The sequence below is a fragment of the Streptomyces sp. NPDC056061 genome, from assembly GCF_042266885.1.
In the GTDB taxonomy this organism is placed as follows: domain Bacteria; phylum Actinomycetota; class Actinomycetes; order Streptomycetales; family Streptomycetaceae; genus Streptomyces.
In genome coordinates, this window is record NZ_JBHJWQ010000014.1 from 132,015 (window position 1) to 148,292 (window position 16,278).

15 protein-coding genes, 1 tRNA gene and 2 pseudogenes are annotated in these 16,278 nt (G+C 72.3%); 10 read left to right on the forward strand and 8 right to left on the reverse strand.

Annotated features, from left to right (window positions below; genetic code table 11):
- Positions 1-105 precede the first annotated feature (105 nt).
- Positions 106-386 (reverse strand): annotated as a pseudogene (locus ACFC79_RS20800) (multicopper oxidase domain-containing protein); the annotation flags it as partial.
- Between the two features lie 280 nt (positions 387-666).
- Between ACFC79_RS20800 and ACFC79_RS20805 the strand changes: the two are divergent.
- From ACFC79_RS20805 to ACFC79_RS20815, 3 genes are all read left to right on the forward strand, one after another.
- The gene (locus tag ACFC79_RS20805; RefSeq protein ID WP_376242153.1) at positions 667-1,422 is read left to right on the forward strand and encodes a hypothetical protein; all 756 of its coding nucleotides are present in this window, start codon (positions 667-669) and stop codon (positions 1,420-1,422) included.
- Positions 1,419-1,943 carry a hypothetical protein gene (locus tag ACFC79_RS20810; RefSeq protein ID WP_376242155.1) on the forward strand — a complete coding sequence of 175 codons (525 nt, stop codon included), beginning with the start codon at positions 1,419-1,421 and terminating at the stop codon, positions 1,941-1,943. Before ACFC79_RS20805 ends, ACFC79_RS20810 begins: the two co-directional genes overlap by 4 nt.
- 85 nt (positions 1,944-2,028) lie before the next feature.
- The gene (locus ACFC79_RS20815; protein ID WP_376242157.1) at positions 2,029-2,568 is read left to right on the forward strand and encodes a putative immunity protein; all 540 of its coding nucleotides are present in this window, start codon (positions 2,029-2,031) and stop codon (positions 2,566-2,568) included.
- A gap of 128 nt (positions 2,569-2,696) precedes the next feature.
- Here ACFC79_RS20815 and ACFC79_RS20820 read toward each other — a convergent pair.
- Positions 2,697-3,366 (reverse strand): annotated as a pseudogene (locus ACFC79_RS20820) (multicopper oxidase domain-containing protein); the annotation flags it as partial.
- 270 nt (positions 3,367-3,636) lie between these two features.
- Between ACFC79_RS20820 and ACFC79_RS20825 the strand changes: the two are divergent.
- On the forward strand, positions 3,637-4,722 hold the full coding sequence (locus ACFC79_RS20825; RefSeq protein WP_376242159.1) for an S-(hydroxymethyl)mycothiol dehydrogenase: 1,086 nt from the start codon (positions 3,637-3,639) through the stop codon (positions 4,720-4,722).
- Entirely contained in the window at positions 4,722-5,351 is a 630-nt protein-coding gene (locus ACFC79_RS20830; protein ID WP_376242161.1) for an MBL fold metallo-hydrolase, read from the forward strand. The genes ACFC79_RS20825 and ACFC79_RS20830 overlap by 1 nt, the downstream gene beginning before the upstream one ends.
- 54 nt (positions 5,352-5,405) lie before the next feature.
- Here ACFC79_RS20830 and ACFC79_RS20835 read toward each other — a convergent pair whose 3' ends face one another.
- The 3 genes from ACFC79_RS20835 to ACFC79_RS20845 form a co-directional block, all read right to left on the reverse strand.
- Positions 5,406-6,341, reverse strand: coding sequence for a pseudouridine synthase (locus tag ACFC79_RS20835; RefSeq protein WP_376242163.1), 936 nt, complete (start codon positions 6,339-6,341; stop codon positions 5,406-5,408).
- 144 nt (positions 6,342-6,485) lie between these two features.
- Complete coding sequence (locus ACFC79_RS20840; protein ID WP_376242165.1) at positions 6,486-7,334, reverse strand: putative RNA methyltransferase; 849 nt, start codon at positions 7,332-7,334, stop codon at positions 6,486-6,488.
- Positions 7,335-7,691: 357 nt separating this feature from the next.
- Positions 7,692-7,779, reverse strand: a tRNA-Leu gene (locus ACFC79_RS20845).
- A 181-nt stretch (positions 7,780-7,960) separates the two neighbouring features.
- Between ACFC79_RS20845 and ACFC79_RS20850 the strand changes: the two genes are divergently transcribed.
- The 3 genes from ACFC79_RS20850 (at position 7,961) to ACFC79_RS20860 (ending at position 10,587) form a co-directional block, all read left to right on the forward strand.
- A complete protein-coding gene (locus ACFC79_RS20850) occupies positions 7,961-9,286 on the forward strand; it encodes a M20/M25/M40 family metallo-hydrolase (protein WP_376242167.1) in 1,326 nt (441 codons plus the stop codon).
- Between the two features lie 186 nt (positions 9,287-9,472).
- Positions 9,473-9,706, forward strand: coding sequence for a chaplin (locus tag ACFC79_RS20855; protein ID WP_376242169.1), 234 nt, complete (start codon positions 9,473-9,475; stop codon positions 9,704-9,706).
- A gap of 137 nt (positions 9,707-9,843) precedes the next feature.
- Positions 9,844-10,587, forward strand: coding sequence for a chaplin (locus ACFC79_RS20860; RefSeq protein ID WP_376242171.1), 744 nt, complete (start codon positions 9,844-9,846; stop codon positions 10,585-10,587).
- A gap of 67 nt (positions 10,588-10,654) precedes the next feature.
- Here the strand turns inward: ACFC79_RS20860 and ACFC79_RS20865 are convergent, their stop codons facing one another.
- The gene (locus tag ACFC79_RS20865; protein WP_358863119.1) at positions 10,655-10,843 is read right to left on the reverse strand and encodes a DUF5703 family protein; all 189 of its coding nucleotides are present in this window, start codon (positions 10,841-10,843) and stop codon (positions 10,655-10,657) included.
- A gap of 47 nt (positions 10,844-10,890) precedes the next feature.
- On the opposite strand from ACFC79_RS20865, the gene ACFC79_RS20870 reads away from it, so the two are divergent.
- Positions 10,891-11,550, forward strand: coding sequence for a hypothetical protein (locus ACFC79_RS20870; protein WP_376242173.1), 660 nt, complete (start codon positions 10,891-10,893; stop codon positions 11,548-11,550).
- A gap of 105 nt (positions 11,551-11,655) precedes the next feature.
- Here the strand turns inward: ACFC79_RS20870 and ACFC79_RS20875 are convergent, their stop codons facing one another.
- Positions 11,656-13,911, reverse strand: coding sequence for a helix-hairpin-helix domain-containing protein (locus ACFC79_RS20875; RefSeq protein ID WP_376242175.1), 2,256 nt, complete (start codon positions 13,909-13,911; stop codon positions 11,656-11,658).
- Positions 13,908-14,891, reverse strand: a complete 984-nt coding sequence (locus ACFC79_RS20880; protein WP_376242177.1) for an aldo/keto reductase — start codon at positions 14,889-14,891, stop codon at positions 13,908-13,910. Before ACFC79_RS20880 ends, ACFC79_RS20875 begins: the two co-directional genes overlap by 4 nt.
- Before the next feature lie 140 nt (positions 14,892-15,031).
- Here ACFC79_RS20880 and ACFC79_RS20885 point away from each other — a divergent pair, with 140 nt between their 5' ends.
- Positions 15,032-16,081, forward strand: a complete 1,050-nt coding sequence (locus ACFC79_RS20885; RefSeq protein ID WP_376242179.1) for an LLM class F420-dependent oxidoreductase — start codon at positions 15,032-15,034, stop codon at positions 16,079-16,081.
- Positions 16,082-16,278 lie beyond the last annotated feature (197 nt).

A 16,278-nucleotide genomic window follows, 5' to 3' on the forward strand; every position in this document is an offset into this window, starting at 1 on the left:
ATGCAGCTGTGCGGGGTTGTGCGGGGTGCCCCCCCCGGGGGCCCCCCGGGGCCCCCCCCGGGGGCGGCCGCCGTCCGGCCCGTGCGCCGGCGCACCGGCCCCCGATCAGCCGCCGTGCCCGGGATGGCCCCCGTGCCCGGCGCCGTGGTCGAACTTCATCGCCTCGGACGGCATCACCACGAACGGCCGCATCATGCCCATGTCCTCGTGCTCCAGCAGATGGCAGTGGTACATGAACCGCCGTACCCGCCGTCGAACATGCCGAGCACCTTCACCATCTGCCCCCGCGGCACTCGGAAGACGTCCTTTCAGCCCTGCTCGTTCGGCGCCGTCGGGATCTTCGTGCCGTCGTCGAACTCCACCGGCGCGCGGGTGCCGCCGAGCGCCCGCGACCTGGGTCCGACCCGACCCGACCCGACCCGACCCGGCTCGGCGAGATCCTCGCTGAGCTGCCCGACGACTTCGCGCTGCGAAGGTATGACATGCCCCCGGTCATCACCGAGGAAGGACCGGGCAGGGCCCGGCCGAAGGAGATCCTCAGCCGGCTCTGCGGGCGACTGTCCACCCTCGACCGGATCCGCGACGGCAGCGACGACGCTCGCGCCGCCATCGAAGTCCTCGTCGACACTGGTCGGCGCCCCGACGAGATCGGGTGCCTGCCCTGGGATGCAGCACATCGGCAACGTCCACCGCCGCTGGGTCAACGCCATGCCCCCATTGCTGCTGGCTGACGGCACCGAGTTCCCCGAGCTGGAAGTCGTGCCCTCCTCCTACCGGCACTCCTGCGCCCAACGGCACGCCGACGCCGGAACCCTGCCCGATGTGCTCCGTGAGCTCATGGGTCACAGATCGTTGCAAACTGCACAAGCCTACTATCGGGTGACCGAGAAGCGGACCCGGTCCGCGGTCGACAAACTCGTCTCGCACCAGTTCGACCGGCACGGCAACCGGATCTGGACCCAGGCCCGCCAACTGCTGGAGCACGAGCACGCCCGCCTGCGGATCGGCCAGGTGTCCGTCCCCTACGGAATCTGCGTCGAGCCGAGCACCGTCAAGACCGGCGGCCACGGTTGCCCGTTCCGGTTCCGCTGCGTCGGCTGCGACCACTTCCGCACCGACCCGTCGTACTTGCCGGAGCTGCGGACCTACCTCGCCGCTCTGCTCCGGGATCGCGAACACCTGGCCGCAGCAACCGACTCGGACGCTTGGGCCCGCACCGAGGCGACTCCCTCGGAGGAGGAAATCAAGCGCATCCGCACACTGATCCGCCGCGTCGAGACCGACCTGGACGGGCTCACGGACGACGAACGCGGACAGATCACGGAGGCCACGCGGACCCTGCGCAAGACCCGCGCCGTCTCCCTGGGCATGCCCGGCATCCGCCCGCCGGAGCCGGACCTGCGGCTGGAGCGTGACGTGTGAGCTCATCACCGGACCACCTGGCCCGAGCACGGGCAGCGGACTCCGACCGGCGGCGGACCCGTGTCCTCAAGGCCCTCGACAAGCTGGCCGCGGACGGCGAGGAGATCACCGTCTCCTCCGTTGCCCGCGCCGCCGGCGTCCACCGCAGCCTGATCCACCGGCACGATGACCTGCACGCGGCCGTTCTCGCCCGAGCGGTCGAGCCGCCTCCCGGCGCGACGGCCGGAACGCAGGTCAGCCGCCAGTCGCTGCTGGCCGACGTCGCGAACCTCACGGCCCGCAACGGCCGCCTGTCAGCGCATACCACCCGGCTGGAACGACGTCTCTCCGAGGCCCTCGGGCAGACTGCCTGGGAGGCGTCCGGCCTCGGCGCCCCCGCCGACGTCGAAACGCTCACCCGCCGGGCCACCGAGTTGGAACAGCAGATCCTCGATCTCCGCGCCGAACTCGCAGAACGGGACGAGGACCTCGCCGCCGCACGCGCGGCGACCCGGGAGCCGATGGCGCAGCTGAACCGCTGACTACCTGTGCGACGTCCCTCGTCGAACGGTCCGATCGTCCGGATACTGAGGCTTCAGGCGGTTGACCGGTGGAAGAATCGGATCCGTGACGACCGTATTTGGTGACTTTGAGCTGACCATGGATGAGCTGCGCGTTGTCGCACGCTACGTTGTGGAGAGCGCCGAGGAAGTTCTCCCCGTGTTCCAGGCCGCCAACCCCAGCGATCTCCGACCTCGTGCAGCCATCGACGCCGCACGGGAGTTCGTGAATGGCGCGAGAAGGACCAAGCTCCAGCGCATCACCTCCTTGGAGGCTCACCGCGCGGCGAAGGAAGCAGCCACCGAAGCCGAACGGCTCGCCGCGCGCGCCGCCGGTGATGCTGCCTCTGCGGCCTACCTTCATCCGATTGCGAAAGCCACCCAGGTAGGTCACATCCTGCGAGCCGCTGCAAGTGCGGCGCTCGTGGGGGAACTGAACGCAGGCGGTGATTCCGCCGTCGGGCTCAAGCTGATCGAGCAGGCTCGTCAACGCGCCACACCGGTCCTGATCGATGTCCTCAACCGGTACCCCCTCGCACCAACCGGCAAGAGCCGTGCTGCACAACTCATGACCGTCCTGGACACGTCCTTGCGCACATCCCGCTGAGGGAGACCATCCGCCACCGCCGCCCGCGGCACCTGTCGCGCACCTACCACCCACCGGCGCCTGCGGCCGAGCTGGGCAACCATCACACTTCCCGGCTGCTCAAACTGAGCCACCCCGAGACAAGCAACGAGCCCCGCGTACACGTTCCAGCGGGTGATGTTCATGGCATGGTCGTGGTACCACCAGTGGGCGGCGTGGTGGTCGTTCGGGTACTCCGACAACTGCGCGTCGCCGAAGCCGACGGCGTTGTCCGCCCAGCCGTCGTTCCCGCCGCCGGTCCGCGCCCCGTGGATGGGGTCTCCCCTGCTCGAACGAAGTCGAGAGCTCGGGGAAGGGCCACCGTCCAGGCGGGCAGCGCGGCCACGTCCGCGTTCGGCTCGACGCCGTCGCGTCCCGGCCGGTTGTACGGGGCGAGCCCGCCCTCCTTCACCGGACCGACCTCCACGGCCGCGACCGGGTACTCGCTCCCCTTCGGGACGCGGTTGGTCCAGGCGATCCCGATCCGCTCCCCGCGCCGCACCTCGATGGTCGGCCCCGGCACCATGCCGTCGTATCCCCGCATCAGCGTCGGCGGCAGCTGCGAGTGCAGCCGTACCCAGGTGGGCGACGCGGCGATCTCGGTCTCGTTCAGCACGCCCCGCCCGCCGGACGCAGCACCGGCGGAACGGACAGCGCGTCGGTGCAGGGCACGAGGCCGCCGACCTGCGCCCATGCCGCGGCCTCGGCCTGCGGCACGTCGGGCCCCACCCGGTCCGCCGACCGGCCGGTCCTCTCCGCGAACTCGATGATCTCGGTCAAGGTACTTCCCCCGCGATCCGTGATTCCTCCGTTCGCGGGCCCCGGAACCCCTGCCCCCGCAGGTATCGGCTCCGAGCCCTCCACATCGAAGGACCGTACGAAGACCGGCGTAGTTCACCATGACGCACCATCTGACCGAAACCGGTGCATCTCGCCGGGTGTACGGCAGTGGTTTCGCGCCAACGCGGCGCGCCGTCGTGACACCCTTTCGGGGCGTACGGTTGTTCGCGTTCGATCTTCACGAAATGACGGAAACAGGGAGACCGCGGTATGTCGCAGCAGGTGCAAGGGGTCATCGCGCCGGGGAAGAACGAGCCGGTACGGGTCGAGACGATCGTCGTCCCCGACCCCGGCCCCGGCGAGGCCGTGGTGAAGATCCAGGCGTGCGGCGTCTGCCACACCGATCTGCACTACAAGCAGGGCGGCATCAACGACGACTTCCCCTTCCTGCTCGGCCACGAGGCGGCGGGCGTGGTGGAGTCCGTCGGCGAGGGCGTCACGGACGTCGCCCCCGGCGACTTCGTCGTCCTCAACTGGCGTGCGGTGTGCGGCCAGTGCCGGGCCTGTCTGCGCGGCCGCCCCTGGTACTGCTTCGACACCCACAACGCGAAGCAGAAGATGACCCTGCTCGACGGCACGGAGTTGTCCCCGGCGCTCGGCATCGGCGCGTTCGCCGAGAAGACCCTGGTCGCCGCCGGGCAGTGCACCAAGGTCGACCCCGAGGTCTCCCCGGCCGTCGCCGGACTGCTCGGCTGCGGCGTCATGGCGGGCATCGGCGCCGCGATCAACACCGGACAGGTCGGCCGCGGCGACTCGGTCGCGGTGATCGGCTGCGGCGGCGTCGGGGACGCCGCGATCGTCGGCGCCCGGCTGGCCGGGGCGGCGAGGATCATCGCGGTGGACGTCGACGACCGCAAGCTGGAGACGGCGAAGACGATGGGCGCCACCCACACCGTCAACTCCCGCGGCACCGACCCGGTCGAGGCGATCCGCTCCCTGACCGGCGGCAACGGCGCCGACGTGGTCATCGAGGCGGTCGGCCGCCCGGAGACGTACCAGCAGGCGTTCTACGCCCGCGACCTCGCGGGCACCGTCGTCCTCGTCGGCGTCCCCACCCCCGAGATGCGGCTGGAGCTGCCGCTGCTCGACGTCTTCGGCCGCGGCGGCTCGCTCAAGTCCTCCTGGTACGGGGACTGCCTGCCCTCGCGCGACTTCCCGATGCTCATCGACCTGCACCAGCAGGGCCGCATCGACCTCGCGGCGTTCGTCACCGAGACCATCGGACTCGGCGACGTCGAGCAGGCCTTCGCCCGGATGCACGAGGGTGACGTGCTGCGCTCGGTGGTGGTCCTCTGATGGCCGCCCGCATCGACCACCTCGTCACCTCCGGCACCTTCGCCCTCGACGGCGGGGAGTGGGACGTCGACAACAACGTCTGGATCGTCGGCGACGACACCGAGGCGATCGTCATCGACGCCGCGCACGACGCCGCGGCCATCGAGGCCGCACTGAACGGCCGCACCCTGCGCGCCATCGTCTGCACCCACGCGCACAACGACCACATCGACGCGGCCCCGGCCCTGGCCGACGCCACCGGAGCACCGATCCTGCTGCACCCCGACGACCTGCCCCTGTGGCGGCAGACCCATCCCGACCGGACCCCGGACGGCGAACTCGCCGACGGCCAGGAGCTGGAGGTCGCCGGAACGACCCTCCGGGTCCTGCATACCCCGGGCCACGCCCCGGGCGCCGTCTGCCTTCACGCCCCCGGGCTGTCCACCGTCTTCACCGGGGACACCCTCTTCCGGGGCGGCCCCGGCGCCACCGGCCGGTCCTTCTCCCACTTCCCGACGATCGTCGACTCGATCAGGGACCGGCTGCTCACCCTGGACCCGGAGACCACCGTCCGCACCGGACACGGCGACTCCACGACCGTCGGAGCGGAGGCCCCGCACCTCGACGAGTGGATCGCCCGCGGTCACTGACCGGGGGCAGCACCGAGCGGCGGCCTCCGTGCCCCGGCACGCCGGGGCCGCCGCTCATTCGTCCGGCCACGCCGAGAGCCGCAGCCCGCTCTCGAAGCGGCGCACCCCACCGGTCACCGGATCGGTGAACTCCAGCACACGAGCCAGCAGTTGGAGCGGACGCGAGAAGTCGTCGGGAGCCCCCTCCGCCCGGACCACCGGATAGACGGGGTCATGGACGATCGGCAGCCCCAGGGCGCTCATGTGGACCCGCAGCTGATGGGTGCGCCCGGTGGCGGGCAGCAGCCGGTAGCGGCCGAGCCCCGACCGGTGCTCCCGCAACTCGATCCGGCTCTCGCTGTTCGGCTCGCCCGGCTCCTCGCGGGCGGCGACGACCCCGCGCTCCTTCACGATCCGGCTGCGCACGGTCCGCGGCAGGTCCAGACCGGGATCGTACGGCGCCACCGCCTCGTACTCCTTGCGCACCCGGCGGTCCCGGAACAGCGTCTGGTACGCGCCGCGCTCCTCGGGCCGTACGACGAAGAGGACCAGACCGGCCGTCAGCCGGTCCAGCCGGTGTGCGGGCTGCAGGGCGGGCAGGTCCAGCTCGCGGCGCAACCGGGCCACGGCCGTCTCCGTGACATGCCGCCCGCGCGGCGTCGTCGCCAGGAAGTGCGGTTTGTCCGCGACGACCAGATGGGCGTCGCGGTGCACGACGCCCACCGGGAACGGCACCGGTTCCTCCGGCGCGAAGTCCCGGTGGAACCAGACGTACCGGCCGGCCTCGTACGGCTCGTCCGCCGACACCGGACCCCGCACGGAGACGAACCGGCCCCCGTCGACCATGGCATCGACGCGTGCCGCCCCGATCGCGCCCCCGAACCGAGCCCGCAGATGGTCGCGGACCGTCGCCCACCGCCCGTCCGGATCCTCGGGAAGCCGCAACCGCACCGGATCGATGCCCTCCCGCTGCGGCAGCGGCGCCGCAGGGGGCTTCGCGCGCCCCCTCACCGGGAGACACCGGCCGGAACGGTGGTGCGCATGGTGCGGGCTCCTCGTGTTCTGCTCCTGGGCTGCCCGCCCAGTATCCCCGCCCCGCCCCGCCCGCCGGGCGCCCGCCCCGCCCGCCGGGCGCCCGCCCCGCCCCGCACACGATCACCGGGGCCGGTAGGAGGTGGCCAGCACGGAGACGGTGACCCGATCGGCCAGGGGCCCGGACTCCGCCAGGTCCGCACGGCTCACATGGCGGGCGCTCGGCGACATCCCCATCAGGTCGAGGGCCTCCGTCCCGGCCAGGGGCATCGGGTACTCGATCCGCTCGGTGGCGACGGCCCGGAAGCGGGGGCCGAGCGTCCGGCGCAGCCGCTGTTCCTTGGCCGGGTCGACCGTGACCATCGAGGGCACCCTGCCGTGCAGCTCGTGCAGGTGCCGCCCGGTGGGACGCACCACGACCAGGCGACCGGACGGACGCAGCACGCGGTGGAACTCGGCCGGATTGCGCGGGGCGAACACGTCCAGCACGAGGTCGGCCACCCCGTCGGCCAGCGGAAAGGGGCGGAAGACGTCCCAGGCCGCCGCGGCGGCCCGGTCATGCGCCCCGGCCGCCGCGCGCAGCGCCCGCACCGAGGTGTCCAACCCCAGGCCGCGGGCGTCCGGCAACCGGTCGAGCACCCCGGCCAGGTAATAGCCCGTACCGCACCCGACGTCGACGACCACGGCCCGTTCCGGCGCGGTACGGGCGGCAAGGCGGGCCACTGCCCCGAGCAGGGGTCCGTAGCCGCCGGCGGACAGGAACCTGTCCCGGGCCCGGACCATGGCCGCGTCGTCGCCGCTGGTGGCGCGGTTGCCCGTCAGCAGGCCGACGTAGCCGCGACGCGCGATGTCGAAGGTGTGGCCCGCCGGGCAGCGCAGCGCGCCGTCGGCGGGGTGGAGCCGGGCGCGGCACGTCGGGCAGCGCAAGAGGTCGAGAAGCGGTTCGAGGGCGGGCGGAAGCGGCACGGGCACAGGGCACTCCTGGCAATGGGGGAAGGGAAGGAACCGTGCCTGCGCGCTCGGGGGCCGCCCCGCAACGGAACGGGGCCGGACGTCCGGCCACCCGGTTCGGGGAACGTGCTTCACGCAGCGGGCACGCCGAGGAGGGCGGTGCCGTCCGGCATCGCCCTCAGTGCCTTCCGATCACAGGAAGCAGTAGTACAGGACGCTCGTGCATGCCATGCCGGGATTCTACGAGTCGCGACGGAAGCCGCTCACGCGGGGAGGAGGTCGGCACATCGGCGCACGACGCGGAAGCCCCGTATCCGCCGGAGAAGTCGGGCCACAGCCCGAAAAACAGAAAAACCCCAGATCAACTGGGGTTTCTGCTGGTGTCCGAGGGGGGACTTGAACCCCCACGCCCGATAAAGGGCACTAGCACCTCAAGCTAGCGCGTCTGCCATTCCGCCACCCGGACAAGGTGTCTGTCGTGCGGGCCCTGCCCGTTCCGACGTGGAAAACAATAGCAAACATCCGGGGGTGCTCGATCACACCGGGGGAGTGCGAAGGGCGCATGACGAGAGGTGGGGGCCTTGGGCGGGCGTACGAGGCGCGGGAGGATGGGAGGGAGCATCTCGGCGACAGTGGAAGGAACCAGTGTGAGCGAGACCAACACGGCCCGGACCGTCTCGGGCGAGGACGAGGTCGTGGACCTCTGTCGTGAGCTGATCCGGATCGACACCAGCAACTACGGCGACCACTCGGGGCCGGGGGAGCGGGTCGCCGCCGAGTACGTGGCGGAGAAGCTCGCCGAGGTCGGGCTGGAGCCGCAGATCCTGGAGTCCCACAAGGGCAGGGCCTCGACCGTGGCCAGGATCGAGGGCGAGGACCCGTCGAGGCCCGCACTGCTGATCCACGGCCACACCGACGTGGTTCCGGCCAACGCGCACGACTGGACGCACCACCCGTTCTCCGGCGAGGTGGCGGACGGCTGCGTGTGGGGCCGCGGAGCCGTCGACATGAAGGACATGGACGCGATGACGCTCGCGGTCGTCCGTGACCGGCTGCGCAGCGGACGCAAGCCCCCGCGCGACATCGTGCTGGCCTTCGTCGCCGACGAGGAGGCGGGCGGGACGTACGGTGCGCGGTACCTGGTGGACAAGCACCCCGGCCTGTTCGAGGGCGTCACCGAGGCCATCGGCGAGGTCGGCGGCTTCTCCTTCACGGTGAACGAGAAGCTGCGGCTCTACCTCGTCGAGACGGCCCAGAAGGGCATGCACTGGATGCGGCTCACCGTGGACGGCACGGCCGGCCACGGCTCGATGACCAACGACGACAACGCGATCACCGAACTCTGCGAGGCGGTCGGACGGCTCGGACGGCACAACTGGCCGGTCCGGGTGACCAGGACCGTGCGGTCCTTCCTCGACGAGCTCTCCGACGCGCTCGGTGTCCCGCTCGACCCCGACAACATGGAGGAGACGCTCCCCAAGCTCAACGGCATCGCCAAGATGGTCGGTGCCACGCTCCGCAACTCCGCGGCCCCCACCATGCTCGGTGCCGGCTACAAGGTGAACGTCATCCCCGGCCAGGCGGTCGCGCACGTCGACGGGCGCTTCCTGCCGGGCTTCGAGGAGGAGTTCCTGGCCGACCTGGACCGGATCCTCGGGCCGCGGGTGAAGCGGGAGGACGTGCACGCGGACAAGGCGCTGGAGACCGGCTTCGACGGCGCGCTCGTCGACGCGATGCAGGTCGCCCTCACGGCCGAGGACCCGATCGCGCGGGCGGTCCCCTACATGCTCTCGGGCGGTACCGACGCCAAGTCCTTCGACGATCTCGGCATCCGGTGCTTCGGGTTCGCCCCGCTGCAGCTGCCGCCGGAGCTCGACTTCGCGGGCATGTTCCACGGCGTGGACGAGCGGGTGCCGGTGGACGGTCTGAAGTTCGGCGTGCGGGTGCTCGACCGGTTCATCGACAACTGCTGAGCCGCTGCCGGTCCCGGCGCAGGTCCGGCGGCCCTCCGCGCCTTTTCGGCTTCGGGAATCGCCAACGTGTGCGCATTTGACCGGAACGAGTGAAAGGAACCATACGCTCGTAGCCCGATTAGCTCTTCCTCGTTACAGGTGATGCGGTCCGCGGCTGGGACCGCATTGCCAACAAGGAGGAAAACAATGATCAAGAAGGTCGTCGCTGCTGCGGCTGTGACCGGTGGTCTGGTGCTCGCGGGTGCGGGCATGGCCGTCGCGGACTCGGGCGCCGAAGGTGCTGCCATCGGCAGCCCCGGCGTGATCTCGGGCAACGTCATCCATGCGCCCATCCACCTGCCGGTGAACGTGTGCGGCAACACGGTCGACGTGATCGGGGTGCTGAACCCGACTTTCGGTAACACCTGCGTCAACGCCTGACGTGTGGGTCAACCCGTAAGGGTTTGAATCCGGTCGGCCCCGAAGCGCACACCATGCGCTTCGGGGCTGCTGGGCACTCCGCCCCCGCACGATCGGGTCCGGGGGTTTTCCGTGAGGTAGAAGGCAGGAAACAAGCTATGCGACAGGTCACGCGCAAAGGCCTGATCTCCGTTGCGGCCGCGGGCGGCGTGCTCGCGATGGGCGGCGGATACGCGCATGCCGACGCGGGAGCGTCCGGCGGCGCGGCGGATTCCCCGGGGGTGCTTTCGGGGAATTCGGTGCAGATTCCGGTCCACGTACCGGTCAACGTCTGCGGCAACTCGGTGGACGTCGTGGCGCTGCTCAACCCGGCGTTCGGAAACACCTGCGGAAACGGCTCGCAGGACGCCTCCCCGGGCAAGCACGCCTCCGGCAGTCATGTCTCCGGCGACCTGACCCACGCGAGCCGACCGGGCAAGGGCAAGCACCGGGCCCCGCTCGGCGGCGGGGCTTCGGCCCAGGGCGTCGCGAAGGGCTCGCCGGGCGTGCTGTCCGGCAACAACATCGCGGTGCCCATCGACATTCCCGTGAACGCCTGCGGGAACAGCATCACCGTCGGTGGTCTGCTCAACCCCACCTTCGGCAACGACTGCGGAAACGACACGGACGACGTCGTCACGCCGCCGGTCACGCCGCCGGTCACCCCGGTCACCCCGGTCACCGAGCACAAGCCGCCGACGCCGGAGAAGCCGGCCGTGCCCAACGTGCCCGAGGAGCAGAACGTTCCGCAGCTCGCCCAGACCGGGGCGGGCGGCCTCGGCCTGCTGGCCCCGGCGAGCGCGGGCCTGTTGCTGGCAGGCGCGGGCACACTGCTCTACCGCCGCGCGCGGATGTCCGCGTAGCGGACCCACACGGCCACCCGGCCGGGACGACAACAGCGGGCTCCGCCACGGCGGGGCCCGCTGCGTCCTACCAAGTGGCGCGGATCTGGCGGATGATCCGCCGCCGCAGACGCACCCTGCGGCTGCCGTCACGGCGCAGTGTCAGTCGGTCCAACTCCCAGTGTCCGTACTCGGCATGGTCGGTCAGCAGGCGAGCGGTCTCCTTCCGGGACACCCCGCGTGGCACGTACACATCGACAAATTCGTATTCCGGCATCGCATCTATTGTGCGGGCGCAGCCCCGGTACGGATAGCGTCTGCACTATGTCTGATGCTGCGCAGCCCGCCGCTGCCGAGGTACGTGCCGCCGCCGAAGCGATCAAAGCCGCGCTCGACCGTCACCTCGATGCGGTCGAGCGCCGGACGGGGAACGACGATCCCGCCGTCTACGAAGCGTTCAACGCACTGGCCGCCGCCGCCGAGTTCTACGACGAACTGCTCTACGACCGCTACGACGAGGTCACTCCCTTCGAGATCCCGGGGGCGGACGATTCGCTGCCCCCGTACACCGGCCCCGAGGAGCCGAACGCGCTGAGCGTTCTGATTCGGCGGGACTACGCGGTGGTGGAGCCGCCGCGGTTGTTCGCACAGGCACAACGGATCGCCGACCTCGATCCGGACGACCGGGGCGGTGGGAACGCCGCGGTCGTCGGCAACAGCGTCCACGCCGCGCTCGGGGTGCTCTTCGGGGAGTACGAACCGGACGAGATCGCCTCCCGGCACACCGAGTTCGGCCTGGAGGAGGGCGACTCCACGCTCTGGGTCACGGCCTCGGAGGAGCTGCCCGAGGCGGGGGAGTGGCTCGGGGCGCCGTTCGACGACGCGGACCCGCAACTGGTGGTGTGCCGCTTCGACGTCAGCGCCGTCTTCGACGAGGACGACACCGAGGAGGAACCGGCCGGTCTGGTGCCGGACGGTTCCTGAGCCACCGGACGGGGCGAAACGATCGACGACCCGACCCGACCCGACCCGACCCGACCCGACCCGCGCCCCGGCCGGTCGGTCGCAACCGACCGGCCGGGGCGGGGCTCATCGCTGCGCGGCCTCCAGCAGGCCGCGCAGACGCGTCGTACGGTCCGGGGCCGGGGAGTGCGCGACCGCGTGCTGGAGTGCCTGATCCACCCCGTGCACCACCGACAGATGCCGCTCCCCCCGGCCGAAGGCGGTGTACACCCACGGGCGGCTCAGCCCCTGCACCGCGTCGCCCGGCAGCACGACGACCACCGCGGGCCACCGCATCCCGGCGGCCTGGTGGGCGCTGAGGGCCCAGCCATGACGCACGGACGCCGCCACCCGCTCCTGGGGCACGACGAGCCGGGTGCCCGCGCAGTCCAGGTGCAGGCCCTCGGCGTCGGCCGAGACGACCACCGCGGGCACGGTCCTCCCGGGCGCCGGTACATGGACGACGCGGTCACCGGGGTCGAATCCGCCGAACCGCCCCGGTCCGGGATTGAGCCGCTGCTTGAGGGCGGCGTTCAACGCACGGGTGCCGGCCGAGCCGCCGTGGCCGACGGTGATCACCTGGGTGTCGGCCGACGCGACGCCGATGGCGCGCGGCACCGAGTCCGCGACCAACTGCACGGTCCGGTGCACCGCCTCGCCCGCGTCGCGCACGGGGACGATCACCACCTCCTTGCCGGGCGCGGCGACGGCGTTCAGCTCGCCGATGCCGATCCCGGAGACCAGTTCGCCGATCGGCCCCGGATCGGGCGTACGGGACACGATCTGCGGGCAGGCGCGGGCCGCCAGCACGTCCGCGAACACCCGGCCCGCGCCGGCCGAACCCAGCACGCCCGGGTCGCCGCTGAGCACCAGCCGGGTGCCGTCGGCAAGGGACTCCACGAGCATCGCGGCGGTTTCGACGTCCAGCTGCGGGGCGTCCAGCACGACGAGCAGGTCGACGGCGAGCGCCCCCTCCTCGTCCCGCCCCGGGCCCTCCGCGCCGGAGAGCAGCCCGGTCAGGGTGACGGCCGTCGAGGGATCACCGGTCGCCCCGGCCAGCCGCCGCCTGCCGTCGGGGCTGTGCGCGGTGCCCAGGGCGCGCAGGCCCCGGGCGCGGGCGGCGGCGATGAGCTCGGCGGGTTCCGCCCTGGCCGCCTCGCCGCCGGTGTGCGCCACCAGGCCGTGGACCGCGACCGCGCGGATCAGCTCGGCGGCCGACGGGGAGCCCGCGCCCGGGGCCGCCTCCTGCGCCCAGTCGGTGTCCGTCTCGCAGGCGTTGACCAGGCGGGCGAGACCGTCGGCGAGGCTCTCCTCGGCGAGCGCGTACCGGTCGAGGCCCAGAAGCACCCGTACCGGCTCCTGTCCGGTCCCGGGCGCCGTCGGCTCCGCGTCCGCATCCTCGTCAGTCGCCGCGGGGGGCGGGGCGTCCTCGTCCTCCTGGAACACGAGGACGACGCCTTCGGCGACCGCGTGCTGCACGGCCGCGTCGGGGTCGGCGACGGCGTGCTCGGCGAGCGAGGCCCGTACCGCCGCCGCGTCCAGCGCCGTGTGTCCCCGGAGCGCGGCCCGTTCCAGCAGCCATCCGACCAGGGCCGCGGTGCGGCGTTCGTCATCCGGGCCGGTCCCGGCACCCAGCAGGGCCCGCGCGAATCCGTCCGCCTGCTCGGGCCCCACCCCCGGCACGGTCAGCATCCGCCACGGGTCCTCGCGCAGGATGTCCGCCGCCTGCGGGCCGAGGGCCTCGGCCACCGGGCCGGCGAGCCGCTCGGGCGCGCCGCCCCCGGTCAGCACGGCGGCCACCGCGGCCACCGCCTCGGGTGAGGGACCCCGGGGCGTCGGGGCCGGCTCGGGCGGGCGTGGTCGCGCGGGGGCCGGGGCGGGGGCGGCCCGGCGGGGGGCGGGAGGCGCGGGGGCGTCGAAGAACGCGTCGGCGGACTTCTCGCCGCTCTCCACGGCACGCACGGCGGCCAGCAGGTCGGCCGCCCGGCCGCTCAGCTTCCCCCCGGCCGGAATGGGGCCCTCCTTCTCGGCCTTGCGTTTCTCGATCCGCTCCCTCAGCTCGCGCTGGGCGGCGAGTTCGGCCTCGGCCTCGGAGAGCGGGGCGGCACCGTCCTCCCCGGCGTCGGCGTCCGCCTCCCCGGCGTCGGCGGTGGCCTCCTCGTCGTCGGCGGTGGCCTCGTCGGCGGCCCCGGGGGGTGCGGGTGCGTCGTCGTTCCCCGCCGCATCGGGGGCGTGCTCCCCGTCCTGCGCGGACGGGGCGGGCACGGCGGCGGGGTCCGCGACGGTGCCGTCGTCGTCGGCGGCCGGGGAGCCGGGGGCCTCTCCTCCGGGAAGCGCGGTCACAGCGTGCTCCAGTCCTGGTCGGGATAGCGGTGTATGGGCGCGGACACGTCGTCGAGCGCCCGGCAGATCTCGTCAGGAAGACTAAGCGCCTCCACCGACAGCGCCTCCGTGAGCTGCTGCGCGTTGCGCGCCCCGACGATCGGGGCCACCACCCCGGGCCGGTCCCGCACCCAGGCGAGTGCGACCTGGAGCGGTGTCGTGGCCAGTCCGTCGGCCGCCGTCGTCACCGCGTCCACGATGCGCCCCGCCGCGTCGTCCAGATACGGCTCGACGAACGGGGCAAGCAGCTCCGAGGCGCCGCGCGAGTTCGCGGGCGTGCCCGTGCGGTACTTGCCGGTGAGCACGCCCCTGCCCAACGGGGAGGACGGCAGCAGCCCCATGCCCAGGTCCAGGGCGGCGGGCAGCACCTCGCGCTCCACGCCTCGTTGCAGGAGGGAGTACTCCATCTGGGTGCTCGCCAGCCGGGTGCGCATCCCGGGCGAGGCGAGCTGCCAGGTCGCCGCCTTCGCCAGCTGCCAGCCGCAGAAGTTCGACACCCCCGCGTACCGGGCGCGGCCGCTGGACACCGCGAGGTCCACCGCCTGGAGGGTCTCCTCCAGCGGTGTCACCGGATCGAAGGCGTGGAGCTGCCACAGGTCGACGTGATCCGTGCCGAGTCTCTCCAGGGAGGCGTCCAGGGCGGCCAGCAGGTGTCCGCGCGAGCCGTCGAACCTGCGGTACGGGTCGGCGACGCTGCCCGCCTTCGTGGCGATGACCAGGTCGTGCCGCGGCACCAGGCCGTCGGTGAGGCGCCCGAGCAGGTACTCGGCCTCCCCGCCCCCGTACACGTCGGCGGTGTCGACAAGGGTGCCGCCCGCCTCCCAGAACGCCTTCAGCTGTTCGGCGGCGTCGTGCTCGCCGGTGTCCCGGCCCCAGGTGAGGGTGCCGAGACCGATCCGGGACACGCGAAGGCCGGTGCGGCCGAGATGCCTCTGCTCCATGGGCGCTGAGATTACTGGCCGGAACCATGCTCGGCGGAGGGCTGTGGACAAGCCGGACCCCGTCGCCCCTGCCGGAACTCCCCGACGGGCGCTAGAGTCCGAGTCTCGGAGACGTTACTGATCAGTAAGGGGTGCGCGCCATGCGGCTCGGCATCAATCTCGGATATTGGGGTGCGGGAATGGACGGCGACAACCTCGCCGTCGCCCAGGAGGCCGACCGGCTCGGCTACGACGTCTGCTGGGCGGCCGAGGCGTACGGTTCCGACGCGCCGACTGTGCTCGCCTGGGTCGCCGCCCGGACGGAGTCCATCGACGTCGGTTCGGCCATCATGCAGATCCCGGCCCGTCAGCCCGCGATGACGGCGATGACCGCGGCCACCCTCGACTCGCTCTCCGGCGGCCGGTTCCGGCTCGGTCTCGGCGTGTCGGGCCCGCAGGTCTCGGAGGGCTGGTACGGCGTCACGTTCGACAAGCCGCTGGCCCGCACCCGGGAGTACGTCGAGATCGTCCGCAAGGCGATGTCCCGCGAGCGGCTCCAGTACGAGGGGCGGCACTGGACCCTGCCGCTGCCGGACGGTCCGGGCAAGCCCCTCAGGCTCACGGTCCACCCGCAGCGCGAGCACATCCCGCTGTACATCGCGGCGATCGGCCCGAAGAACCTGGAGCAGACGGGCGAGATCGCCGACGGCGCCCTGCTGATCTTCCCCTCGGCGGAACACCTGGAGGACACGGCCCTGAAGCACCTGCGGGCCGGGCGGGAGAAGGCCGGCCTGACCATGGAGGGCTTCGACGTGTGCCCGACGCTGCCGCTCGCCGTCGGCGAGGACATCAACGCCCTCGCGGACACGTTCCGTCCCTACACCGCGCTCTACGTGGGAGGCATGGGCAGCCGCGACCAGAACTTCTACAACCGGCTCGCGCGGCGCATGGGATACGAGAAGGAGGCCGCCGAGATCCAGGACGCGTACCTGTCCGGCGACAAGAACGGCGCCGCCGCCGCCGTCCCGCACGACCTGATCGACCGGACCACCCTGCTCGGCACCGTGGACCGGATCGCCGACCGGATGCGGGAGTACGCCGAGGCCGGCGTCACGACGCTGACCCTGGCCCCGGCCGGATTCACGCTCGACGAGCGGATCGCGGCCCTGCGCGCGGGCACGGAGGCGCTGGAGCGCTCCGGGCTCGCGTAGCGGCTGCGGGAACGGGGACCGGGCCGCGGACCCGGGCGGGCGGGGTTCGCGGCCGTGGTGGGGGCTCGGGGTGTCTCCCCGCCACGGCCGTCATGCGGGACAACGCACCCGGCAGCCCGCGGTTACGCCGCGAGTCCTCGGGCACACCAAGCGGTGAAAGGTTTCGGCCACGGGCTCCGGACGAGCCGGGCGGCCCG